Annotated in this window: 22 protein-coding genes; 3 read left to right on the top strand and 19 right to left on the bottom strand. The window is 46.0% G+C overall.

What is annotated here, in order from left to right:
- Nucleotides 1–5: 5 nt before the first annotated feature.
- The 8 genes from cas7e to Q4488_RS16350 all read right to left on the bottom strand — a co-directional run bounded on the left by cas7e (nt 6) and on the right by Q4488_RS16350 (nt 9,849).
- A complete protein-coding gene (gene cas7e, locus Q4488_RS16385) occupies nt 6–1,040 on the bottom strand; it encodes a type I-E CRISPR-associated protein Cas7/Cse4/CasC (protein ID WP_303581562.1) in 1,035 nt (344 codons plus the stop codon).
- A 33-nt stretch (nt 1,041–1,073) separates the two neighbouring features.
- Nucleotides 1,074–1,637, bottom strand: a complete 564-nt coding sequence (gene casB, locus Q4488_RS16380; RefSeq protein WP_303581561.1) for a type I-E CRISPR-associated protein Cse2/CasB — start codon at nt 1,635–1,637, stop codon at nt 1,074–1,076.
- The gene (gene casA, locus Q4488_RS16375; RefSeq protein ID WP_303581560.1) at nt 1,637–3,232 is read right to left on the bottom strand and encodes a type I-E CRISPR-associated protein Cse1/CasA; all 1,596 of its coding nucleotides are present in this window, start codon (nt 3,230–3,232) and stop codon (nt 1,637–1,639) included. Before casA ends, casB begins: the two co-directional genes overlap by 1 nt.
- Nucleotides 3,229–5,955 (bottom strand): CRISPR-associated helicase Cas3', encoded by a 2,727-nt coding sequence (gene cas3 / locus Q4488_RS16370; protein ID WP_303581559.1) that lies wholly within the window; start codon nt 5,953–5,955, stop codon nt 3,229–3,231. Before cas3 ends, casA begins: the two co-directional genes overlap by 4 nt.
- A gap of 151 nt (nt 5,956–6,106) precedes the next feature.
- Nucleotides 6,107–6,949 (bottom strand): WYL domain-containing protein, encoded by an 843-nt coding sequence (locus Q4488_RS16365; protein WP_303581558.1) that lies wholly within the window; start codon nt 6,947–6,949, stop codon nt 6,107–6,109.
- Between the two features lie 197 nt (nt 6,950–7,146).
- Complete coding sequence (locus Q4488_RS16360) at nt 7,147–7,950, bottom strand: aspartyl protease family protein (protein ID WP_303581557.1); 804 nt, start codon at nt 7,948–7,950, stop codon at nt 7,147–7,149.
- Nucleotides 7,951–8,120: 170 nt separating this feature from the next.
- Nucleotides 8,121–8,486: a translation initiation factor Sui1 gene (locus tag Q4488_RS16355; RefSeq protein WP_303581572.1), complete on the bottom strand. Its 366-nt coding sequence runs from the start codon at nt 8,484–8,486 to the stop codon at nt 8,121–8,123.
- A 25-nt stretch (nt 8,487–8,511) separates the two neighbouring features.
- On the bottom strand, nt 8,512–9,849 hold the full coding sequence (locus tag Q4488_RS16350; protein WP_303581556.1) for a deoxyguanosinetriphosphate triphosphohydrolase: 1,338 nt from the start codon (nt 9,847–9,849) through the stop codon (nt 8,512–8,514).
- 292 nt (nt 9,850–10,141) lie between these two features.
- On the opposite strand from Q4488_RS16350, the gene Q4488_RS16345 reads away from it, so the two are divergent.
- The 3 genes from Q4488_RS16345 to Q4488_RS16335 all read left to right on the top strand — a co-directional run bounded on the left by Q4488_RS16345 (nt 10,142) and on the right by Q4488_RS16335 (nt 11,786).
- Nucleotides 10,142–10,618 (top strand): hypothetical protein, encoded by a 477-nt coding sequence (locus tag Q4488_RS16345; RefSeq protein ID WP_303581555.1) that lies wholly within the window; start codon nt 10,142–10,144, stop codon nt 10,616–10,618.
- Nucleotides 10,618–11,223, top strand: a complete 606-nt coding sequence (locus tag Q4488_RS16340; protein ID WP_303581554.1) for an SCO family protein — start codon at nt 10,618–10,620, stop codon at nt 11,221–11,223. The genes Q4488_RS16345 and Q4488_RS16340 overlap by 1 nt, the downstream gene beginning before the upstream one ends.
- Before the next feature lie 74 nt (nt 11,224–11,297).
- Complete coding sequence (locus Q4488_RS16335) at nt 11,298–11,786, top strand: copper chaperone PCu(A)C (RefSeq protein WP_303581553.1); 489 nt, start codon at nt 11,298–11,300, stop codon at nt 11,784–11,786.
- A 60-nt stretch (nt 11,787–11,846) separates the two neighbouring features.
- Here the strand turns inward: Q4488_RS16335 and Q4488_RS16330 are convergent, their stop codons facing one another.
- From Q4488_RS16330 to Q4488_RS16280, 11 genes are all read right to left on the bottom strand, one after another.
- Nucleotides 11,847–12,383: an elongation factor P hydroxylase gene (locus tag Q4488_RS16330; protein ID WP_303581552.1), complete on the bottom strand. Its 537-nt coding sequence runs from the start codon at nt 12,381–12,383 to the stop codon at nt 11,847–11,849.
- A 16-nt stretch (nt 12,384–12,399) separates the two neighbouring features.
- Nucleotides 12,400–13,059 (bottom strand): hypothetical protein, encoded by a 660-nt coding sequence (locus Q4488_RS16325; protein WP_303581551.1) that lies wholly within the window; start codon nt 13,057–13,059, stop codon nt 12,400–12,402.
- A gap of 85 nt (nt 13,060–13,144) precedes the next feature.
- Nucleotides 13,145–13,459 carry a thiosulfate oxidation carrier complex protein SoxZ gene (soxZ, locus tag Q4488_RS16320; RefSeq protein ID WP_303581550.1) on the bottom strand — a complete coding sequence of 105 codons (315 nt, stop codon included), beginning with the start codon at nt 13,457–13,459 and terminating at the stop codon, nt 13,145–13,147.
- Between the two features lie 23 nt (nt 13,460–13,482).
- Nucleotides 13,483–13,938: a thiosulfate oxidation carrier protein SoxY gene (locus Q4488_RS16315; RefSeq protein ID WP_303581549.1), complete on the bottom strand. Its 456-nt coding sequence runs from the start codon at nt 13,936–13,938 to the stop codon at nt 13,483–13,485.
- A 194-nt stretch (nt 13,939–14,132) separates the two neighbouring features.
- The gene (locus Q4488_RS16310) at nt 14,133–14,912 is read right to left on the bottom strand and encodes an enoyl-CoA hydratase (RefSeq protein WP_303581548.1); all 780 of its coding nucleotides are present in this window, start codon (nt 14,910–14,912) and stop codon (nt 14,133–14,135) included.
- A gap of 95 nt (nt 14,913–15,007) precedes the next feature.
- Complete coding sequence (locus Q4488_RS16305) at nt 15,008–15,460, bottom strand: YaiI/YqxD family protein (protein WP_303581547.1); 453 nt, start codon at nt 15,458–15,460, stop codon at nt 15,008–15,010.
- A gap of 18 nt (nt 15,461–15,478) precedes the next feature.
- Nucleotides 15,479–16,363 carry a tRNA 2-thiocytidine(32) synthetase TtcA gene (gene ttcA / locus Q4488_RS16300; protein WP_303581546.1) on the bottom strand — a complete coding sequence of 295 codons (885 nt, stop codon included), beginning with the start codon at nt 16,361–16,363 and terminating at the stop codon, nt 15,479–15,481.
- A 120-nt stretch (nt 16,364–16,483) separates the two neighbouring features.
- Nucleotides 16,484–17,836, bottom strand: coding sequence for a TolC family outer membrane protein (locus Q4488_RS16295; RefSeq protein WP_303581545.1), 1,353 nt, complete (start codon nt 17,834–17,836; stop codon nt 16,484–16,486).
- 35 nt (nt 17,837–17,871) lie between these two features.
- Nucleotides 17,872–19,347: an HlyD family type I secretion periplasmic adaptor subunit gene (locus Q4488_RS16290; protein WP_303581544.1), complete on the bottom strand. Its 1,476-nt coding sequence runs from the start codon at nt 19,345–19,347 to the stop codon at nt 17,872–17,874.
- Entirely contained in the window at nt 19,347–21,527 is a 2,181-nt protein-coding gene (locus Q4488_RS16285) for a type I secretion system permease/ATPase (protein ID WP_303581543.1), read from the bottom strand. The genes Q4488_RS16290 and Q4488_RS16285 overlap by 1 nt, the downstream gene beginning before the upstream one ends.
- A gap of 167 nt (nt 21,528–21,694) precedes the next feature.
- A partial coding sequence (locus tag Q4488_RS16280; RefSeq protein WP_303581542.1) for a VWA domain-containing protein occupies nt 21,695–25,696 on the bottom strand: 4,002 nt, incomplete at its 5' end.

The following is a 25,696-nucleotide window of genomic DNA, read 5'->3' as shown; positions in this document are numbered from 1 at the left end:
CCCCTTTACTGAGCGACGAAGTCAGATAACTCAGCGAAACTACCTTCCCCGGCCACAGCATTAATGGCATAACGGGTGTCTGCACAAGGGCCATAGACTTTATCAAAGCTTTCAACTTGTTTCGTTAAAGCAGCAATCGCGCACTGTAACTGGTCTTCATCCTGAATTGGCTTTAAAAAAGCGACAGATAAAGAACGTGGCTGCTGCTCACCTTTTTCGGCTAATACAAAACTAGCGTAAGCACGAGAGGCAAAGCTATTTTGTTTGCCTTTTGGTGAAACCTTAACTGCGGCTTCGGTTAGCGCTTGAATCGCTTTATTCGCTAACGCTTCGTCACCATTCAAGTTTTCGATTAACTGTGTTTTGTTAATACAAATATTGCTGTAAAACAACGCAGCAGCAAAACCTGACTCACCAATATGTGCCGAACCAGCATCTTCTTTGCCGTCATTGAGATCATCAACAGCGGTAAAATAATCGTCTTCTACAACAACACTATGAACGCTGAGTGCATGCGCTACTTGGCAAGCCGCCTCAACATTGAATCTAGGACTAGAAGCCAACATACGGCCAAATAGAGCTATATCAACAGCAGTTTGATCGGCTTTTAACAGATCTAATTCTTCTTTGGTAGGTTCACGCTCTTCTGCTGCCAATAACACGGCCAAAGCTAACGCCGCGTCTTGCTCTTCTGGGCTCAGGTGAGCGAGTTGTTCTATATCCAGTGAATCTTTTTTACCTTTACCAAAAACGTTAGCAATGGCTTCAGCGGACTTCTGAGCAAGTTTTTCCTTGGCACCCGCTTTAATCATTGCATTAAATACCGTCTGACCAAAGCGTTTGGTACGAATACCAATATGACCCGCCAGTGACTCTTCAAACACCTCAGAAATACGCCAGTTACGCTTTAAGCTCTGGGAGCTAACACGAAGCCGATCAAACCCACCCATTCGAGCTGTTTTAGGTCGACCAAGATCATCACGGTTCAAATTGGATGGCGCATAAGAAGTAAGAATATGTAATTGAATAAATTGGCTCATGTTTAGTTCCTTTAAATTTCACAGCTTAATAGGTTATTTGTTTTTGGCAGATGCAGCGCGGTAGTAATCCATTGCCCATTGCACACTAATACGTTTGTCGGCTTTACGTGGTCGCAATTGGTAAAATTCCGCAAACCATTGATGAATATCTTCAGCAAGCTGAATAACAGACACATCACCTTTTAGTTGCTGAACGATGCGTCGGATACGTCGCAAAAAATCATCAGTCGTTTTCGCGTTCTGTAATTGAGAAAACCGCAACTCACTAACGACTGATTTATCACCCTCTCCCTTCCTTCCTGCCGCCTGAGCTAATTTCAGTTTACTATCCGTTTTAACATGGGCTAGTACGGCGGCAATGCTCGCCCAGCATTCGATATTTTTGACATCATTTTTTTCTATCATGTCATCCCCCAAACCCAACCATAATGCACGAAAGCCTTCTGTGAGCATGGCAGCATCCGTTGATTCACAACGTTTTAATTGTGCTTTATATACTGTGGGTGCAAGCTGAATACCTTTTCCTTTTAGCTGATCCGCCGGTAAGTTCATACTCTGCCACCAGCGAAGAACGACTTTTTTTGACTGTTCATCCATTACGCCATCTCCTTATACATTTCGATCTCATATTCTTTGATAAAGTTTTTCACATCTTTTCCGCCATAAAGCCAGCCGGTCAGTGCCTGTCGCGCTTTGATTCGCTTAGCCATCGAACGCTCATTGCCTAATTCCGATAATGCATACTCATCAAACAGATCGATAACCCTGTTTTGTAACGCCCTAAGCCATGTTTGGGCCTGTTCGGGCTTTAAGCGGTATTCACCCTGTTCAGCATTATCGATAATATTCTGTACCGCAGCAAAAAAAGCTCTTTCGGTTCGTTGCCAAAACTCCAAATCGATAAAAGTCATATCTCCTTTAATATCACCTGGCTTTTCAAACCAAGCCGACTTTACCTGACTCCGACAATGCCATAGAGCATCAGCCGATAATTTGTGTAATGCTTTAACCGCATAGAGGATATCTTCTTGAGCTTCTGGCTCAATTGAAAACAACGGTAACGAGGTGGAGTACCACCCCCGTGCCTTCATATTGTCCATGTCATACCCGAAAGCCCACAAACGCGGAACTTCACTTTGCCGGCCAATAAAGTCATCACAAAGGGTATAGAAATGCTTCACTACCTGAGCACATTCCTGTCCACTTTCTTGGCTCGTTAAAGTTAAAGCATCCCAAATTTTATAGCTGATTCCTCCCGGCTGACCTTTTGCTGATAATGGTTCTTCATCTGGCTTTTTAGGATTCCATTTATAAGGCGTTAAAGGATGCTGCCAAGCACCAGAATAGTTAATCCCATAATTTCGAGTACGATACTGAGTGACCGAATAGTCTGACCTTAATCCCGTTAGCTCACAGACGTGATTGATATTTTCCAGTTCTAACCGAATGCGTCGCGGCATTGCCCAGAACATCTGAAGGGGATGAACATCCTTGGCATAGACTTCTGAGCCTTTTTTTTCGCTGGTTTTGGTTTGAGCTAACCATGGGAATATTTGTTCGCTGCTAAAATCAGGATCTGGATATGACCAAAAACCTCTATTCATAACATTGAGCCAAAGCTTCTGCCACAAACTCGACTCTGGTGTTTGTGGCAAAACGAGGGTTGTCAGCGGGCCTCCTCCACGCAATCCTGTTCGGTGCCCTTGACCTCCGCTCGGGGCATTTATCTGTAACGTAAATAAAGCAATATTAGCCATTTCCAACGACATCACAGAGCCTATGCCACGCTTAATAAAATGGTCTGTATTTAGCTTTAGTCCATTCCCCCCAGGTGCTTCAATCAGCAGGCCAGCAATAGTTGTTGATTTCGACTCTGCCAGCACATCAAAATCCTGCATAAATAAAGGCCCGTCACCCATGCAGTTGAATGCATGAGCAGCCTTATCAAATTCAACTTGTAGCGTTTTTTCCGTGGGTGGTTGTTCATAAAAGTCATGCCACTCCAACTGATTTTTGGGCGCGAAGACTGTTTGCAATAGGCCTATTGCAAACTGATAAGCTGCACCTTGAAAGTCTGCCCGGGGCAACGCGAAATCCACCACATCAGCTCTAGCTATAGCTGACATTGGTAAACTTTTTTCAGATCCGTCTTTTAATCTGAACGGTAGCCAAGGGTCTTGTACTAAGTTCATAACAATTTCCTTTTATTTTTTTCTACAAATCCAGACTTTGAATCATACGAAAAATGACTATCTTCGTCCGGTAGCCAACATTGTAGGTATTTCGTTTTACGGAAACGGACCTTAAAAGCATCCTCTTCATTTTCCGGTATAGCCTGTAACTTATCGGCGTATTTGTTCTTTGAAAGTTTTAACGTACTGAGCTGAATCGCAAACTTAGTGCCGTCTGCATAAGGAATTAGCGACCCCGACAGGTCACGCTTAAGAAGTAACACCTCGACTGTTTCAATATCGCTGTAACGTGTGCTTATATCTGAATCATCATCGTGCCAAGCAAAAGCACTACGATCACGGTAACCATATTGCCAATCAATAAGCTGGGAATGAGCCTTAGCGGCTTTACTTCGCTCCTCACCAATCAGGGTGTTTTCTTGATTTAAGAGGGAGTCAGGTATTTGCTCATAAGCGGCATCACTGTAAACGGCTTCAATTAACTGCCTTGCGTCGGTAGGCATCCTGACCGCCCCTAGAGCAATTAATTCACGCAGCCCCAACCATAATCGACCGGGAGAACGGTACACATATTGGGTATTACGAAACTGCTGACTAAGCCAATCTGAGCTTGGGGCATCGTCCCATTCTGGACTGTGAATCCAGAGCACAGGGGAATCGCGTTCATCAATTATATCCCGGCAATACAAACCTTGATCATTACGGGTATGACGATGCAAACGTCCCGCTCGCTGAATTAAATCGTCAATAGGACAAATATCAGAGATAAGTACATCTGCATCCGCATCTAAGCTTTCCTGAAAAACCTGTGTGGCAATGAGTACCTTTCCTGCACGAGATCTAGCATCGCTGTTCTTACCAAAAATACTGAGGACTTTGTCTTCCGTAGACTTTCGATCTTGTAAAATAAAGCGGCTATGGAACAGTAGGCAATCATCTGTATGATCTAGTTGCTGCTGCAGCACTTGGTAGGCTTCTAACGCATCATCAACTGAGTTTCTTACCCATACGACACACTGCTGATTTGTAACTGACTCCATAACTTTGGCAACACAAGCATCGAAAGTATGAAGAAAACGCACTCCGATTTCTCTAGTCACATCGATACGGCTAGCTAGGGGCTGTTCTAACAAAGGACATAAGAGGTCAGGAGCCACACGAGTCGCTAAAGGAAACGCTCGACTCTTTGGTGCTTGAGATAAAACCCCTGCCGCCTGTTGCCAAATATTGACAAGGCGACTTCTCTGTTTAAATGATAAGGTGGCTGTCAATAAGATAACACTCCCTCCCTGATGGAAGTGCATACTTAGTAGGCTCTCTAGAAGCTCAAACATAAACTCATCTGCAGCATGAACCTCATCAAAAATCAGTACCTTGCGGTTTAAACCAATTAACCGTAGAGATTGATGACGACGGGGTAGCACTGCAAGCAACGCCTGATCAATAGTGCCCACCCCTACAGGGGCTAACAACGCTTTCTTGCGCGAATCTGACAGCCAATGGTTACACTGTGCGGTAGCCGTAATATCGTTTGCATCGTATTCTGTATCAGGATTATCGCTACTGAGCACTGCCTCACGAAACATATCATTCATGTCTCTAGCACCGTGCGCCAAAACAATACTTACCTTGCCCTCATCGACTGACAACATCTGCTGATAGTGTTGGGCCACGCGACTAAACATAGCATTAGATGTAGCCATTGTAGGCAGGCCAAAATAAAAGCCATCAGCCGCCCCCTTCTGCATTAATCGATGAGTCAAAGCAAGTGCTGCTTCTGTTTTTCCTGCTCCGGTAATATCCTCTAAAATAAACAACTGAGGGGAATCATCAACGTGAACTGTTTCAGCCCAACGCTGCAATGGGGTTGGATCAAAACCATAGTGTTTCTTAATTGATATAAACGGAGCTACGATAGGGGCTTTATTCAAATCTGTCGAATTAAGTGCCTCTACTGCTATGCTCTGTGTCTTTTCCCAATATTCATGTAAAGGCTGAGCCTCTGATTGATAACAAAAATAGCTGCTATCTGAACCAATCCAATCGGCCAAAACAGCAATACCCGCCAACTGCCAACTGACTTGTTTTAGCCGTTCCCTCCATGGATCAGACTGCATTTTTGTAATCGGAAACACTGGCTTTAAAAGCTCAAAGATCGCTTCAAAAAATGACATCGCAGCGATTCCATTTACTTTTTCAGTAAATGGCTTAATTGATCTCATCGCCTCTGAATTAACCGGCTGTCCATGGTGACCTAAGACGACATCAACCAACACCCGTACAGCCTGTTTCGTATGATATAGCTCTTCACGCTGCAAGTTTTTTAAGCTGAGCGCATTCATCAAACCCTGTTTTTCAATATCATTCCAAAAATACAATCCAAGGCGATCATGCCGATAAAACTGACCGTCATAAGGTTTGCAGCGACCCACTTGCAATAAGTCAGGTGAATTTGATTGATACAGTGCCTGAAATGCGGACGAAAATTTACCAAGGTCATGCAGTGCAAGAAAAAATAAAAATACAGACTGCAACTCTTCAGAAGAAATATCTAAAAATTTGGCAATATCATTTGTCAAAGGTCGATTAGCATCTAACAATAACTTTCCTACCGCCGCCACATCCAAACAGTGATAAGGCAATAGATGATAATCAGCCCCTTTGCTATCGGAATCTTTTTTCGCTTTACCCCAATATTGCATATAGGGTGGAATAGCTGTCATCTGGTACTCCCTTTATTAATTAGCCATCCTTGGCTCTTCCTTTTCCTTGGTATCCTTAACCTTTTTCCACATCCTGCTGTCTTCCTGACGATGCCTATTCAATCCTGTTTGTATCCATTCAACAATGCTGGTTAAAAAAACATGTCATGTTTTAAGGCAGGTAAGCTGAAATTTTTTGGCGACACTCTGGTTCTATAATTATTTGTTGAGCTTCCGGATTTGACTCATAACGGTCGAGTCGTAGACGTTGGGTTAGGTACATCACCAGAGCGGCGCGTACCGGGATGATTCGCTGCCCATTTTCCATTTGATAATCCAGCTCTAAGAGCCGGCGCTTTTCTTTGGCTAATCGAGGGTCGGGTTGGATAATGAGTTCAAGCCAGTGGTTCCAGCGTTCGTCCTGTTCGGCGGTATACGTCGCAGGGCCTTCAAATTCGGCTTCGCCATTAAAGCGAGACAGAACAAAGTCACGGTAGTCGCCATTTTTTTCACAGTACGCCCGCACGTGCCAACGGATACCATCAAAGACTAAACAATGGGGTGAGATAATGCGGGATTCATATTCTGGGCTACTGAGGGATGTATAACCGATATCGATTCTAAGTTTATCTCGAATCGCCCGCATAATAGGTTGAACCAAGCTCGATGAGATATTTCGTAAAGGGGCATCCAAGTAACAAAAACCTGTCTCGAAAATCGACAGGTAGTCGATGCAACCACTACGGGCAAGCAGCTGGCCATACTCATCAATATGCCCCTGAGCAAAACGCGGTTGGAAATCTGCCGTGGGAAGATAACCCTTAACCGAGGCATCGTAGCTCAAATTATCGGGCGCTTGCTGTTGATAACGATGAAAGATGTCTGACGCTTTCTGCCGACTGATTTTCAGGATATTTTGTAGGTAGGTGGCATTAATTCGACCTTCCCATTGGGCGAAGGTCTCGATTATTCGATAGTGCTCGGCTTCTTGATAACTGATCCTTGTCGTATCCATTGCTTACCTACATGACTCCCTGTGGCTGAAATAGCTTGATGTCTTCCGAGAAACTGCTATTCCGATAGCTGTTATGACGAGATGATGTTAAATCATCATTCAAAACGGTTTTCTAACCCTATTCATCCTAGATGATATAACTAACCATCCGTTATACCTATCATTCTGTGACCGTCTATTTTGTGACGCGCTCAGCTTTAATATTTTGACGAGGCAGGCTCGCTGGGTTCGACTTTTTTCATGCTAGCGGGGTTATCAACTAGTGTTTTATCAGCAGAGGCTTGCTGATGAATCAGTTTTAACTGTTTCAGCGCATCGGTTAGTTGTTCATATTTGGCGGGGGCCCAGATGATCTGCCGCTGACCGAAATCAACACTGTAATCACCCCCACCGAGCATATCCATGCCTAGTAGCCCATCAAATGATTGCTGTCCACGGTTTTCAATTACTGCCGTGGATTTGTTTTCAACTTTGTATGGTCCCATTTCAATACGATCGAAAACTACTCGGTCGGTTTTAATTAAGCCGCCGCCAGCCACTTGAGCATAACCCGAATTTCGACTACTAATATTCAGCGAACTCACCCCGTCACGATGCAGCACGGTCATACTCGCACCCGTATCTAACAGCAAGTTTAAGTTTGCTTTACGGCCTCGCCAAACAACATTCACCGGCACCAGCACTTGATTGCCGATAATTTTCACCGGCGTCGTCATCTTCTCGATCGTGGTCTCTAGTTGACGTATCTGTTGCTTGCGGCGAAACGCATCACTCTGCTGTTGACGATTTTCTTCACTCGCCTGCTTTTGCGCGTCGGTTTGCCGCTCGGTGGTGATCGACTGACTCTGTTGGCGATATTGAATTGGAATTTTATGCGCGCTATCGACATAAACTTTACGCCCATTGGCATCGATATAGTGCAGTATCTCGGCAGAGGCGCTGGCTGACACTAGCCACAATAAACCAAGAAACAAAGCATAACGGTTAGACAATCGACTCATCCTATCTGCTCTCTGTTATGTCACTACCGAGCTTGTCAGTAGCAGCGATTCAATTCCAAAATTGATATAGACCATTGAACACAAAAATAGCCACAACCAACATAAACAGCAACATCAAGCGCATCATCAAACAGAATTTACACACGCGTTTCCGCTTTGGCGCGTTCATATTAGCCACCCGCCAGTTTAACCTGATAGCCTTGTTTTTCGAGTAGTTGTTTTAGCTTTTCCCGATGATCGCCCTGTATCTCGATAACGCCATCTTTTAACGAGCCGCCCGTACCACACTGCTGCTTGAGCTTTTTAGCCATATCTTTCAAAGCCTTATCAGCCAATGGCACACCCGTAATAGTGGTCACGCCTTTGCCTTTTCGGCCCGAGGTTTCACGACGGATACGTATCACTCCGTCCAAGCTGTCTAAACGCTGCTGATCAGCCAACTGATCGCAGCGACATTGATCTAGTGCCTCTTTACATCCCGGACACAGCGCCCCTTTTTCCGTGGAAAAGACTAAATTACTTAACTGATCACGCATCGACACGAATTTATACCTTATTCATTTAGTTCACAGACATTCCGCCGATCTGTCGCGACAGATAAGCGGCATAATTGTCGGTCATTCCGCCGATAAAATCGAGTACACGCATATAGGATTGATAAAGCGGCCACTGCGGTTCTGGGCTATGAATACCCATCAGACTGATAATTTTCTGACTACGATAGCTTAGTTGTTCGCTATTTTCGGTATGCTGTTCATAAGCGGCATCACAAAAAGCATCTAACAGACAGCCTAAAGTACTGTAAGCACCGACTTCTAGTTCCGCTTTACGGTTATCGGGAAACACTCGGTCGCGTGCTAAGGTTTTCGCATTCTCTAGCCCTTCTCGTACCCCCGGATCACCATCCGCCAATAACTCTCCGCTATATTCACCGGCCATAATCGTCGTTAGATTAGCCATAAAGGCGGCCACCGTTGACTCCACCATATTTTCCATCGCCATGCCACGTAGGGCGGATATTTTCCGACGCGCTGACGCTTGAGTAAAAAAGATCTGGTCTTCATAGTTAAGATCACCACAGATTTGCAGCAAGATCGGTTTAATATCATCAAACGTGAGAATATTGAGTTCAATCGCATCTTCAAGGTCGAGAATGGCGTAGCAAATATCATCGGCGGCTTCGACGAGAAAGGCTAAGGGATGGCGACACCAGAAATCGTCACCCAATTTGACTAACCCCAACTCACGCCCTAACGCATTAAGAATATCTCGTTCGGTACCGAAACTACTAAATTTGCCTTTTTGGCCAGCCCGTTCGACGGTCCAAGGGTATTTCAACAGCGTACCTAGGGTTGGATACGTAAGCCTCAAACCACCGTCAAACAGGTGATTTTCAATCCGCGTTACAACCCTAAAGCCCTGCGCATTGCCTTCAAAGGTTTGTAAATCTAACAACTCGACGGCAGATAGGCCCTCAAGGTAGTGTGGCGGCGCTTTATGTTTAAACCAATCACGAATCGCATACTCGCCGGCATGACCAAAAGGCGGATTACCAATATCATGTGCCAGACACGCCGACTGAACAATGGTGCCTACATCATGAGGGCTGATCCATTCTGGCAACTGATCTTGCAATAATTCACCTACCCGAATACCGAGACTCCGGCCGAGACTACCTACCTCAATACTATGCGTTAAACGCGTATGGATATGATCATTCAGTGCTAACGGATGCACCTGAGTTTTCCGTCCCAGACGTCGAAATGCGCTGGAAAAAATAATCCGGTCATGATCTTTATGAAAATGACTTCGCCCCAGCTCTTTTGGGGTTAAGTGTTCATGACCATAACGCTTGATTGTCAGTAACTTTTCCCACTCCATGCTGCAGATCCATCTCATAATGTTAATCCCAGTGTGCGATATCACGCCTTGCAAATCAATCGATACTCGGCAAGGTAGGCCGCCTATGCCATCACCATCTCATGCGCCTCACACTAAAACCGTCTTAGTCATTGAAATAGCTGACAACTTGCCAGCGTAACCGCCATACCGTAAAGCATCGATAAAACCCATCAACCGTCGCGAAATGACTGTAGCAACATTTCTCTATTTCACTGATAATGCGACAATTTGCCACATTTAGATCTTCACCACGATCAGTGACAATTCAGCACAGAGGAATAACCGATAGATGGCGCAACCCAATGAACCCAAAAGTACTTCATCATATCTCTATCTGATACTCCTGATCGTCTTTATCTTAGCGGTTTGGCTGAGTTCTCATCTATTCAGCTTACCTAGCCAAGATAGCCTCGGTGGCGGTAGTGACTGCGATTTAAACACGCAACGCTGTACAGTGACGATGGGAGATGCAACCCTATCACTGATGATTCAACCACAACCGATAGCATCATTAATACCGCTCGATTATCAGTTACAGATCGATGGCGTTGATGTCTCTAAGGTGATGATTAACTTGCAAGGCAGCGAGATGTTTATGGGCATCAATCAGACAGTATTAACCCCGGTTGAGGGTCAACCTGGCGTTTTCAGGGGGAAAGGTGAAATAGCGGCTTGCACCACCGGAGAGATGTTATGGCGCTTAATCGTTAGCGCAGAAACCGCGGCCGGCCCACTCACGACATGGTTTGAATTTAGAGCGAAATAATGGCAAATAATCTCACCACACTACGTAATCTGTTTTTTCTGACATTGGCCCTGCTGGCAGGCATTGTAACCGCCTACCTGTTATCGCCGCAGCCAAACAATACCCTCAATGGCTCGATGTTAAAGACGCTAGGAGGCGACTTCACGCTTCAAAGCCGCGATGGCGATGTGTCACTGCATGATTTTAAAGGCAAAGTGGCGATGATCTATATTGGCTATACTCACTGTCCTGATGTATGCCCAACCTCCCTCGCGATTATTTCGCAGGCACTTAAAAACCTAACTGACGAGCAACAAAAACAGGTGCAACCGCTGTTTATTAGTGTTGACCCTGAACGCGACACCCCAGAACAGTTAGCGCAATATAGCCATTTCTTTCATCCATCCATCATCGGGTTGACCGGTAGCCGCGAAGATATCGACGAAGTCGTTGCACAGTATGGGGCTTTTTATCGTATGGTTGAGATGAAAGATTCTGCGATGGATTATGCCGTTGATCACTCATCACGTATCTATCTGATTAATAAACAAGGTGAATTAAGTAAAGCCGTCACGCATGGCACAACGCCGGAACAGCTAAAGGCAGAAATCACCGCCTTGCTTTGAAACCTGATACAACCGCATTATATTTCGACAAACTAAGACGGTTATAGCATAGCCGCGATGACAATAGGACACATATGAAAAAGCTAATCACGCTGATTGCCGCACTTACTCTGTCTGCCTCGGCTGTTGCTGAAGTGGTCGTGGATCATCCCTACGCGCGAGCCGTTCCGCCAGGACAAACCAATAGCGCAGCGTTTATGAGCCTAACGAACGATAGCAATGACGAGGTGGCGCTGGTTGCTGCATCGACCTCGATTGCGAAAGTGGTAGAACTGCATACTCATACCCACGATAACGGGGTGATGAAAATGCGTCAGATTCCACGTATTACGCTGCCCGCACATCAAACAGTCGAACTGCAGCCTGGTGGTTTACATATCATGCTGATCGGGCTTAAGCGCAACTTGGTAAAAGATGAGATGATTGATTTAACACTTACTTACAATGATGGTCACTCGGAGCAGCTAACCATACCTGTAACGGATATCATGGCGGGTATGAATCACAAGAAAATGGATCATAGCCAGATGAACCATAAGATGAAAAACCATTCGTCAGAGTAACTCATCCGCTCGATAAGCAGCGGTTATGCAAAACCATGTCATATGGCTTGCAAACATACGTTACTTATCTTGCAGTGAAAACAGCGCAGGCGTTAAGGGTGATGTACCGTAATACGCCTGCAATGTCTGAATCAACTGCGCAGGACGTTCAGGCAGCCCTTCATTCAGGTAACGCATCACCTGTTGATGGACATTCTCCTTAAAGCTATCGCTAGCGCCCATATTGGCGCCAAGATTATCGGCACTAAAGTGAAACTTATGCCCTGCGGCGACAGACAACAACCACTCTAACGCTTGTGGCTTAATCTCAACTTGCTCAAACTCAGCCTGTTCCGCTGCGCTACGGCCATCGGGTTTATACCAATAGCCAAAATCGATTAACAAACGTCGCTGATCGCCGGCGACACACCAATGACTAATTTCATGCAGTGCACTGGCAAAAAAACCATGTGCGAAGATGATTCGGTGCTGAGGATGCTGATCATCGGCAGGCAGATAAATCGGCTCATCTTCCCCTCGTACTAATATAGTATTCAAGTTATCACTGAATAATTCGTTAAACAGTTTGATCAAACTGTCGGCTGTGCGTTGTTTCATGTTATATCTTAGTCACTTAGGGCTCATATTTAACCCAGGTATTCTGATTTAGCCACCAACTGTCACCGGTATTATGATCGATACGTGCGGCAACATAGCCTTTTACATCGCTATTAGCCCGTAATAACTGAATATCGTAAGAAGAGATAGTAGGTGTTTGCTGTTCTTCCAAGGGTTGCCAAGTATTCGCGGCCGAGATCCAACTTTCACCGGAAAAACGATTATATCGAATCATCACCCACTGTCCTTTAGCGGTATAACAGCTAGACAGCATAAACGGATCACCACCGCCTAATTCTGGTGCAATTTGTTGCAACTCAATCAGCTGTTGATCCAACCGCGCTAGTGTCTCTGTCATCTCACTATTCATAGCACCACCGCTTGGCGCAGTAGCCATCGAACGTTTCACTTCTTGCGCGAGTACTTGAAACTGCGTCAACAGCAACTGTACCCGTTCAGCAACTGAACTGTTTTGCAATTTAAGATTAAGGAACTGTTCCTGTAATAGCGTCATGCGGCTATTTAATTGCTCAAACTGGGCTGCTTGATCCACCGTGGCAACAGCGGGTTGATCAGTTGTCTCGACGGGAAGATCGCTATCGGGTTGTACATTGGCGGCGTTACAGCCAGCCAGTGTCAATAGACTCATAAGAGCCATTACAGCCATTCGATTCACAATTAACTCCTATTTACAGGTGCGCTTATTCTAATGGATGATACGACTGAGTAGAACCGATGCCGCCAAGCAGCACTAGCGAAAACTACTTAATGATTGTCGTTTCACTGCCGCTGTTGCCGGTATTTTCGAGCCAGTTAACGGTCAGCTCATCCCCTGCCATCGCACCATTAAATCCAAAACCTAAAAAAGGGTTTGCCGATACGGCGGGGCCTATATTTGCCACGAAAACAATGTTGTCTTTATGCAAAACCGTTATCGATTCAAGGAACCGAGCCGGTATTATCTCGCCGGTTGTTTGATTCAGCGTCATGCCATCCTGCATCGGATGGTTAGCCTGCAACTTAACCCGAGCAAACTCATCCTCCAGCTTAATATTCACACTGATAATATCAGCCATCACTCGTTACTCCCGATTTCGCATTAGTGATTACAATCGCCATCAGTGATTTTGGTTTCTATCGATGCACTCAATAACTGTCCATCGGCTTCAACCACCGCGGTAATGGTCGAGGTTCTAGGCAGACGTAAGCGGGTTAGCACTTCAGCCTGAGTACCTTCAGGAATCAGAAATTCAGCCACTAAAGGCTGAGCATTCCCCTCAATAAACAAGCTAATGGATTTAACATTTTCTGCGGTGGTGGATACTGACACGGGCACCATGCTGCCATCGATCGCAGAGCTAGGCGCTTTAAGATGAATAGTATCGCTCTCGGTAGGCTCTGTACCAAACATTTTAACGATAATGTCTGTCTGAGTCAGGGTGGCAAAGTCGGGTTGATCCCACACGGCCATGGCTCGCCGAGGCAGTAACACACCTAAACCTAGCAACGCTCCACCACTCGATAACGCCTTTATTACAGCACGACGATTTATCATTTTTCATCCTTAATCGATCAGTACACCATCACATCGCTGATATCAGATGATTTTTATTGATATCGATACATATTATAAAATTCAAAAAAACACGATTTCAACAGAATACTACCTTATCGGTAGGCCCTGTCTATGACTTTAGCATCTAAAAAAAGCCGCTGAGGTTGCAGCGACTTTACACCCTGAGTTGAGGCTCAACGATGTTGCCAGTGCGGCTTACGTTTATGAATAAACGCATCGATGCCTTCGCCTGCATCGTGTGTCAACATATTCTCCGTCATGACTCGACTGCATTCTAAATAGGCCTGATCTAAGGGCTTATCAATCTGACGCGCATAAGCCTGTTTACCGATTGAAATAGCCTTACGTGAACTCGCGGCAATTTTACCCGCGACTTCAAGGGTTTTTTGCTCGACGGCTGACTCATCCACAACCCAATTGACGAGGCCGATATCAGCCGCTTTGGATGCACTGATCATATCACCGAGCAAGAGCATCTCTAGCGCATGCTTTTTACTCACCGCGCGGCTCAACGCGACCATCGGTGTCGAGCAAAACAAACCAATATTCACACCCGGCGTGGCGAAACGGGCATTATCGCTGGCTATCGCCAGATCACAACTCGCCACGAGCTGACAACCCGCCGCCGTCGCAACACCGTGTACCTGAGCCATGACCGGTATGGGTAAGTTCACAACCCGCTGCATCAACTCAGAACACGTCTCAAAGGTACATTGATAGTAATCTTCTTCACCCTCGCTGAGCATCTGTTTCAAATCATGACCGGAACAAAAACCTCGACCGCTACCGCTGATGACCACAACACGCACGCTCTGATCTTCGGCAATCGCATCTAGCTCTGCGATAAGCGCTGTCATTAACTCCATCGACAGGGAGTTATAAGCATCTGGACGGTTCAGTAGTAGCCGACAAACCCCATCGGCATCTTCTCGAATTAATAGCGAATCACTCATGTAAACCTCAGTTATTATTATTGAATAACCGAAACGCTAACGCAAAATACAGCATAAATAAAGGATTACCCTTATTTTGTGAGCTAGCAACAAGTCTAGCGAGTGACGTGTTTTACTAAGAAACGATCTAGTTGATTGGCAAACTGTTGCCTGTCCTGTTGATTTAGCTTGGCAGGGCCACCGGTATCAATGCCAGAACCCCGCAACTGATCCATAAAATCCCGCATATTCAGGCGTTGACGGATATTTTCAGGGGTATAGAACTCACCTCTGGGGTTGAGTGCGTGAGCATCTTTTTCTAGCACTTCAGCAGCCAAAGGGATATCCGCCGTAATAACCAGATCGCCAGCCACACACTTCTGCACAATATAGGTATCAGCAACATCAAAGCCAGCGGGCACCTGCACCGCACTGATATACGCAGATGACGGTGTCTGCAACCACTGATTGGCAACCAATACCGTCTTGATACCTAAGCGATCGGCTGCCCGAAAAAGGATATCTTTAACGACATTAGGACAGGCGTCCGCATCAACCCAGATATTCATAGCAGCAGTGCCCCGAATTTAAAGTGAGAGGATATCGATCATTTCTGGCATCTGCGTTGCCTGCGTCTCGTCGGACTTCTGAGGATCGACAATACCGTGCGCATGACCCCGCTGCAGCCCTTTGAAGTCGAACAGTTCGGTATCCACCAAATGTGAAGGCACCACATTGCGCAAGGAACGGAACATGATTTCGATACGACCCGGATGATGTTTATCCCAATCCTGCAACATTTCTTTAATCACCTGACGCTGAAGCCCATCCTGTGATCCACATAGATTACACGGGATGATGGGGAATTCACGTAATTCAGCATAGGCCGCGATATCTTTTTCGCGGGCATAGGCAAGTGGCCGAATAACCATATTTTTACCGTCATCACTTACCAGTTTAGGCGGCATCGATTTCAGCTTACCGCCATAAAACATGTTCAGGAAAAAGGTTTCCAAAATATCATCACGGTGGTGACCTAGGGCAATTTTGTTGGCCCCAATCTCTTCGGCAAAACCATACAATGATCCGCGCCGCAGACGAGAACATAGCGAACAGGTTGTTTTACCTTCCGGCACCAGCTCTTTGACAACGGAGTAAGTATCCCTCTCAATAATATGAAAAGGGACACCCACTTGCGTCAGGTATTCAGGTAACACATGCTCAGGAAAACCAGGCTGCTTCTGATCTAGATTGACCGCAATGATATCAAAGCGAATGGGCGCACTTTTCTGAAGATTCATCAGAATATCCAGCATCGCAAAAGAATCTTTGCCGCCAGACAGACACACCATCACTTTATCGCCATCTTCGATCATATTAAAATCTTCGATAGCACGACCTGCTTCACGGCGGAGGCGTTTCTGTAATTTATTCAGACGCGTTTTATGCAGTTTTGCCTGTTCTTCACTCATATGTCTATTCAGGGAGGCTGTTGGAAAAGGCGGGGATTATAGCGAATTATACTTGAACAATCAGCCTGTAAATCAGCGGCAGCTACGCAAGCCACCGCTGTAAACAGACTCTGAAACCGTTTAGTCCTTCATTGCCGCTACTTCAAGCTTATCTTCACCGGTCAAAACAGATTCCCGATTCAGATTGAGTACGGTTAACAAGTCACCCATCGCATTGAGTACTCGGAACTGAGTGAGAATACGATCTTTATCCGCTGCCAATAACTCTCGACGCGCTTCAAAAAGCTCATTTTCAGCATCGAGTAGATCGACAAGGGTACGCCGACCGAGACTAAACTGTTGCTGATAAGCATCTTGCGTTTTCTCTGCTTCAATCACATGAGATTCAAGAAACTCCATCTGCCGCTCAAGCAACTGATAAGCATTCCACGCTAGACTCATCCCTTCAGCGACTTCGCGTTGTGCTCGATCACGGATAGCACTGGCTTCCATCAACTGATAATAAGCGGCTTTTTTACGATAAGAATCGGCTTCGCCATTAAACAAGTTATAACGCATACGAATCATCGCGGTCAGATCATTATTATAACCGACCACACCATCGATATTATTATTCCATGTGCCCCCGAGTTCGAGACGAACATCTGGGTGAAAATCAGAATCGCGCGTTTTTAATTGTGCCACCGCGGCATCCACATCCAGCTGAGCAGACAACAAGGTCGGATGCACTTTGCCTGCCCGCTCCAATGCTTGTTCATAAGCGATTGGCATATTCTGATCAATGGCTTCAGGTTTCACCAACCCTAGGGCTTCTTGGCCGACAACTTTGTAATAACGAGCCTTAGCATCAAGCACATTGTTTTCAGTGGCTAAAAAATTGGTATGTGCACGACTCAATCGACCCTTTACTTGAGAAAGATCTGACGCAGACCCCAGGCCGTATTCTGAACGTTTACGAATACCATTCAATATATTGATATGGGCTTCAAGATTCGCCGCCGCTAACGTGGCTTCTTCTTGTGCATGAATCACGCCCATATACACATCAGCGACTTCTAACGTGGTATTTTCTGCCGCATCCCAAAGAAGAAACCGATGCGCTTCCGCTTCCGCGGTGGTTCGATCATTATCATTTTTAGTTCGCAGACCATCATACAGCAGCTGACTCATGGTTAATGAGGCTTCGCCTCGCTCTAGATCAACAAAGTCGGCACTGCCGGTTGACGCGCGGGTCGTCGGGTTATTGGTCCATTCGCCACCCCAGCCTAATGCCAGATCAACTTTTGGCTTATAGCCCGCTCTAGACACCCCGATCTGCTCAACACGACTTAGATATTGGTTTTTAATAATCGCAACATCTGGCGAATTCCCAATAGCAAAGGATGTTGCCTCTACCAATGTTTGTGATGTCGCTGTACTCGACCACAGCACCATGGCCAAAGCACTTGTCGTTATTTTATTTATATTTCCCATCGAACCGTTCCCCCCGGATAAAGTCCCTTTAAGCGTTATCGTTCTCTCAATGCCTGCTGCTGAGCCTTAAAAATAGGCTTAAGCAGATAATCCAGTACACTCTTTTTACCTGTCATAATGTCAACTGTCGCCATCATGCCTGGAATGATGGGCAGCGATGTCACGCCACGCCCCAGATCTGTATTTTCAGTACGTACTCTAATCAGATAATAAAGGTTACCCTTCTCATCTTCTATCGTATCGGCACTAATATGTTCCAATGTTCCTTTTAATCCACCATAAATGGAAAAGTCGTATGCCGTTAAACGAACAACAGCCTCTAACCCTGGCCTAAGAAAAGCAATATCCTTAGGAGAGATCTTGGCTTCAATCAGCAGATGATCTTCAGTCGGTACAATTTCTATCAAATCCATCCCCGGCTGAATAACACCGCCAATGGTATTCACCGAAATCGTTTTAATTGTACCATGCACCGGAGACACAACCGTCGTACGATCAACTCGGTCGCGTAAATTAACCTGCGCTTCTGTTTTTTGCTTTAACTCCGCTAAGCTTTGATTGAGCTTCTGTTGGCTTTCACTGCGGGCATTTAACGCGATTTCTCGACGTTTCGCAACTGACTCCGCGATACTAAGCTGGACTTTAGGTAGCAACAGTCTAGCACCTTCGAGATCTTGTTTATAACGATTGATATCCCGTTCTAGCTTAATCAACTCGATCTCTGGAATCACTCCTTCATCGGCTAACGGTTTGGTCATATTGAGTTCACGAAGCCCCAAGCGATAAGAACGATACAGATGACTTATTTTAGACTCGAGCTCTTTCGCTTCCTGATCACCCTGTTCAATCTGTCGGCCGATAATATCTAACTGATTATTTAGATTTCTTAGATACTCTTCAAGTTGAGATTCCTCTCGTTCAAGCAGTTCTGGATTACGGACCTGCCATTCTGTACCGAGGGCGATAGGCTGTGCCTTAATCTGAACCTGTTCACGCCAATCAGCTTGTGCAATTTCATCATTAATAATGATGCTCGCGAGTTCGGCCCGATGTCGAGCAATTGAGACTTCGAGGTAGGCCTGTTCTTGCGCTTGACCGCGAAAATCGGATAAGAAACGCGTTTCATCTACCCGTAATAATGGCTGACCTGCTTCAACCTTATCGCCCTCTCTAACGTACAACTCTTTAAGGATTCCCCCTTCAAGATATTGCACTACCTGTATTTGTTGCGAGGGAATCACACTACCCTCGCCACGAGTGATCTCGTCCAACTCGGCAAAATACGCCCAAATAATCGCGATCAAAACAAAGCAGACAACCGCCCAGAGTAATAATCGAGAGCTTCTCGGGGTATCGAGCAACACACTCGCAGCTGCATTATCAATAAAACCATGTAGCTGACCATCAACGGTCTGTTCACTTGATTTTGATTGAGTAACAGCGGCCGGATTACCTTCTACCTTTACTTCAGCGGCGGATAGTGACGTTTCCTCGCGTTTAAAATCGCCCATCAGGAGTGTGCCTCCTGTTTGGCTTGCTGCTTATTTACCCCTTCACGTAACCAGTTAATCACTTCCGCCTTAGGCCCATCCGCAATGAGTCGACCATTTTCAAGCACAATAATACGATCAACAACATCCAAAAGACTCGATTTATGTGTACTCAATATGATTGTTTTGCTGCGATCCAAGGCCTTCAATTGATTCATCAGCTTCACTTCAGACTTACGATCGAGATGGCTACTCGGCTCATCCAATAACATAATGGGTGGATCCATCACGATCGCTCTAGCGGCAGCAACCGCTTGACGTTGGCCGCCCGACAACTGCCGCCCCCCTTCACCGACTTGTCGTTCTAGACCTTCTGGGTCGTGGTTGGTAAAAGCGGTTACACCACCCCACTGCGCGGCACGCAACAAATTTTCATCACTGGTAAAGCGAGCCCCCATGACAATATTATCGCGAATACTGCCAAAGAATAGGTGGTTCTCCTGCATAATTGCACCGACATTACGACGCAGATCGGCAGGGTGAAGCTGTGCTATATTCACGCCATCAATGCGTACATCACCCTTAGTACACTGATATAAGCCTAAAATCAGTTTTTCCAACGAGCTTTTACCGGCACCAATACCACCAATCAGAGCAACTCGCTCGCCCGGCTGTATTGTGAAACTCACATCCTGAAGGGCATAATTTTGCTGCCCTGGATAGGAAAAACAAACTTTATCAAACTCGATTTTACCCTGTAATTTAGATCGGCTGACGTAGCTTTTCCCCTCCTCCTCTTCAACCGGCATCTCCATCACCTGATTGATCAGGCTCATTGACGCTTTCGCCTGATTAAAGCGCGTTGCCAACAACGATAGCTGAGCCAAAGGTTGTACCGCTCGTCCACCTAACATCACCGCGGCAATGATACCGCCCATACTCAACTCACCCGCGGCGACTAAATAGACGCCAACCACAACCGTTCCTACGGTCATCATTTGTTGCAAGAAACCAGATAATGTCGACGCGCCATTCGCCAGCTTACGGGTTTGAATATCATGCTGCCCCATCTTGCTAACCGCTTGTTCCCAAACCTCCTGATACTGACTCTGAGCACCATTAATTTTGACCGCTTCAATACCCGTTAAGCCTTCCACAAGTGTTGCTTGTTTTTGTGCTGCTATTTTCGATGTTAATTCAATCTGCCTCGCCAAAGGCTTCTGAATATAGAGACTATAACCCACTAAAATAATCATAACCGTGAGCGGCACAAGCACTAACGGGCCGCCAACAGCCCAAATCACTAAGAGGAATATCAACGCAAAAGGAAGATCAATCAAGGCGCCCAATGTCGCCGAGGTAATAAATTCTCGAATCATTTCGAATGATTGCAAATTATTCGCAAAAGCGCCCACCGATAACGGCCGTGCTTCTAATCGGATCCCCATTACTCGGGCAAAGATTTTAGCTGACAGTTGCAAATCAAGCTTTTTACCCGCGACATCAATAAAATAAGAGCGTAGATGCTTGAGTATAAAATCAAAAATAAATACCACCGCAACACCAATTGCCAAGACCCAGAGTGAATCAAACGCAAGGTTTGGCACAATCCGATCATAGACATTCATGACAAACAGCGGTGAAGCAACGGCAAATAAGTTAATCAGTACAGAGGCAACAATGACGTCTCTATAGATAGGTGTCGCATTGCGAAAGGTCGCCCAAAACCAATGACCTTCCTGAGTATCCAAGACATCAGGGCTACGCTGATCAAAACGATACTTCTTACGTATATAAAATAAATGGCCAGAATATATTTTATTCAGCGCTTCGAGTGAAACCTCGATCTCTCCACCGCCACTTTCAGACTGCAATATACGCGCACTGCCAGACTGATGATCGATAGACATTAAAATACAGCTACCGTGATTTTCTAACAGCAAGACACACGGTAACAGAAGTTCATGTATCTGATCTAAAGACTGATCGGCTAAACGAGCCGATAAGCCAGCACGTTCCGCCGCACGAGGGAACAAAGCCAGCGTCAGTCGATTATCAACCAGTGGCAAACCACTACTCAAAGAATCTTCAGACGCTGGCGCGCCATAGTACTTACTCAAAATAACCAGAGCATCTAGCAACGGATCGACAAACTGCTCGCGACTCGTACCAAACACCCAATCTGACTGTGATTGTTCCACTATTTTGTTCTGCCTCTTCGGAATACTATCAACCTAAACTCGATATTTATCAAACCGAATCAAATCGAAAGCTCAGGAATTTCCATCTATACGATATCAAACAGATGTTCGATATTAACTGATAAACAAAAAAATGGGCAGCTTCGCAAAAAGCCGCCCATTAACAATCAAACGATCAATTTAGATTGATCTATCAGTTGAGTCAGAAGGTCATTATTTGTGGCCGATAAATCAAGGCTTAGGTCTGTTTTTAGGCTATCAAGACTGACATTATCAAGCACAATCTCCTGAACAACATCCCCCGCCTCACTCTCCTTCACATTAAGCACTGTTTCACTCGCGCTGTTTTCGGTAAGGCTCAGGTAGGACTCAACAACACCCGTGGATGTCAAACCTAAGGAATCAAGCAGGCCCGACAAGTCAATCTTATCCTCCGCAACGGTGAAGTCTTGAATATGATCGCTAGCAGGAACATCGATGGTTCCTTCATCTCCACCACGCCATTCAAATGTATCGGCACCGGCACTACCCATCAGCCAGTCATCGCCTTCACCGCCAATCAGGATATCATTACCTTCAAGACCGTCGAGGATGTCATCACCCGTTGTACCCAGTAAACGATCATCTCCAGCGGACGCTGTGGTTTGATATTTCTCGATAAGCATGGTTAACGGCTGATCTAAGGTTTGATCACCATCGTCATCCGTGACACTGATAATAAAGGTTTCCGTTAAATCAACATTGTTGTGCACACTCGATGTATAGGTGAAGTTACCGGTTGTGAAGTCGAGATCCATACTCCCTTCAGACAAGGCAATCGTTTGTACAGGGTTTTCAGCATCATAACTATAAGTCACTCCGTCATACGTGAGCTCGAAGATATGACCACCATCGGCACCAAACAAAATGCCAGCGTTATTAATACCACTCGCAAACAAGGTGCCTTCAGCCGAATCGACTGTCGCCAGTAATTCATCGGTAAGCGAAGCGCCCGCCGCCGTGGCATCAATTGCATCTCGCTCAGTGGCATCGATACCATTATAAGCAATGGGTTCAAGATCAGTCACCGCCGCGCCGCCAAAGCCAACCGCATATGAATCGATCTGATTGGCTGTTACAAAGGCTTCCCATTCAGCCTCTTCTGTCGTATCAATACCGGTTGTACCGTCACCACTGGTCGGCTCGCCATCAGACAAGAAATAAGAAACATTCTTACCGCCGGTAAGATACCCAGTCGTTTCAGCAAAAGCCGTTTGAGCTGTCGCCAAGGCCGCATCGTAGTTAGTATAACCGCCCATATCCGCATCTGTTAGAGCATTAACATATGCTTTAGCATCATCAACACTCACCCAGCCACTATCTGAAGCAATGCTAGCACTCGAGCTAAAGTTAACGATTTGAACCGCTGTATCACCCGCTTCCGCATAAGCATCCAGCATAGTAATGATCGCGGCTTGCATATCGGTGAGATTGGTGCCCCTCATGCTGCCAGAGAAATCCAAAATCAAGAGCACATTACTAATTAAGGATTCAGGGACATTGACAGAAATATCGAGCGTATGATTATTCACAACAGGTGTGTCATCATGAACCGTGATATCTAACGTCGAGCTGTAAGTAGCACCGCCCAAATCGCTTACTTCATAGGTAAAGCTATCAACCACCGTATCGGAAAGCGTGGCAGTGAATTCAGGCCCTGTAATGGTAAAGTTATCGATATAAGCGTCTTCATTGTTTCTACTACTGCTGTTCAACAGTTCGAAGTCAGCCTGTCCTTGATCATCTAAGGTGATATCAAAAGAGTAAGCCTCTGAGCCGCCCTCGGAGGTATCATTAATAACCTCAGTACCGTTAACCGTTACGACAAAGTTATCATTCCCCCCATCCCAGTTGCTGCTTGCTTCAAAATCAAACGCAACGGTGACCGTTTGATTGGCATATGCACTACCAAAATCAAACAGTTTAGTGGCAGTATCATTACTACCGTCGATCAATAAACGGTTACCGCTCTCAACCGCATTAGTGCCGCCCCAGTCATCGACTGAACCAGAGAAAGTATCGCTAGCCAACGTAATAGTATTACCGGTCGCGGTATATTCTGCATGATCAACAGCATTAACCAAGGTGTAGGTATAATCGCCGGTCGCACTATCGACGACTAACGTATTACCATCGGCTGTGGTTACGGTAATCTCATTGCCATTGACCACGGTTGTACCGCCATCGATGGTGACATTACTTAGCGAGATACCCGAAGGAATGGTGTCGTCAGCCAGAATATTACCCGTTGCGATTTCACCCGAACCATCACTATTGGTGCCGCTCGCCATATCCGCTTCAAAAACGTCATCTGTATTGGCATTGAGCGTTGGCACAGGTCGAGTTTCACGCATGATATCAAGCGTAACAACACCGCTACTGACATCTCCATCGGTATCTTGAATAGTAAAACCGATTACTTCTTCATAGTCTGATGTGAATACCGCATCCGTAACATATTCATAACTGCCCGTAGACATATTAAGGGTCAGCTCTCCCCCTTGAGCAGTGCTGATCGTTAATGAATTCCCACTAATCACATCGCTATTAGCCGTATTAGTAATCAATCCAGTCTCTGCGTCGTAACTATAGGTAACGGAATCAATAGTAACTGTACGTATTTGGCCATTGCCGTCGGCACCGAAGCCACCGTCTGATAGCGTACCGAATAAGTTACCCGATGAAGCAACAGGAACCGTCGCCAGTAATTCATCGACGAGAGAACTGCCTGCATCCGTGGCATCAATCGCATCGCGCTCTGTCCCATCGATACCATTGTAAGAGATAGGTTCAAGGTCCGTGACTTCAGCTCCGCCAAAACCAACGGCGATAGAGTCGATGTTATTATCAGTTACGAAAGTTTCCCACGCGGCCTGCTCTGTTGCATCGATACCGGTCGTGTCGTCACCACTCGTTGGCTCACCATCAGACAAGAAATAAGAAATATTCTTGCCACCCGAAATATAGCCAGTCGTTTCGCTAAATGCGGTTTCAGCTGCAGCCAATGCCTCATCATAATTTGTCCAACCGCCCATATCAGCATTGGTTAAATTATTAATATAATCTTTCGCATCTGCGACGCTGATCCAACCACCATCGCCGACTACACTGGCACTAGTGCTGAAATTAACAATCTGCACAGCGGTGTAACCTGACGCATCGTATGAATCCAGCATACTGATAACCGCCGCTTTCATATCGGTAAGGTTATCACCACTCATACTGCCGGAGAAATCCAATATCAGCATCACGTTGGATGAAGCAAGCGGTACTTCAAGCGTACTAGCCAAATCACCACTGACAGGTCTATCATCCTCAATATTGACCGACAGAACACTGTCTGTACTATTCGCTCCATCAGATACGGTCACACCAAACTGCAGATTCATTATATCTTCAGTGTTGTTAACGGGGTGATCGACAGGTGCCAGCAGCGTTACGCTGTAATCAACACTATGTCCGGCGACATCGCTAGTCACACTGCTCAGTTCGATAGTCATCACATCCAAACCAGTGGACGTACTACCAGTCAATGTACTGCTAGCCGCATCCCACATCCAAGAGTCAACAGGCACATCACCACTACTGACCGAGGTCAATGGCCCCGTCAGCGATATATCAAACACCGAGCTATCAGTATCCGTGAAGTAAAGCGTGCCTGTGACCGTTGCCGAATCAGTCGTATCCTCTGGATCACCAGTATTATCAACTAAGCCTCCGGCTAAGCCCTCTTCGGACACAGACACGGCTGCCGGCAGTACAATATTAGGAGCTTCATCATCATCCAAGATGGTGCCGGTACCGGTGCCTGCGGTGGCACTGATCACTGCGCCGCCGGTCGGGCTGTCCAAGGCCACGGTGAAGGTCTCGCCGCCTTCGTACGCGTCATCCTGATTGGTCTGCACGGTGAAGGTTTTGCTGGTTTCGCCCGCCACAAAGGTCAAGGTGCCGCTGTTGGCCGTGAAGTCATCCACTTCGGCGCTATCGCCCGTTGCAATGCTGGTTGCGAAGTTAACACTTTGATCCGCTTCGGCATCGCCGCTGCGGCTCACGGTGAAGGTCATTAAGCCCCCTTCACTGATGCTAACGCTATCGACACTGAAGCTCGGGGTGTCGTCATCTGGGGTGCC

The sequence above is a fragment of the Amphritea sp. 1_MG-2023 genome, assembly GCF_030547545.1.
Classification (GTDB): Bacteria; Pseudomonadota; Gammaproteobacteria; order Pseudomonadales; family Balneatricaceae; genus Amphritea.
The sequence above is the reverse complement of the archived record's forward strand: the minus strand, read 5'-3'. Positions and strand labels throughout refer to the sequence as shown.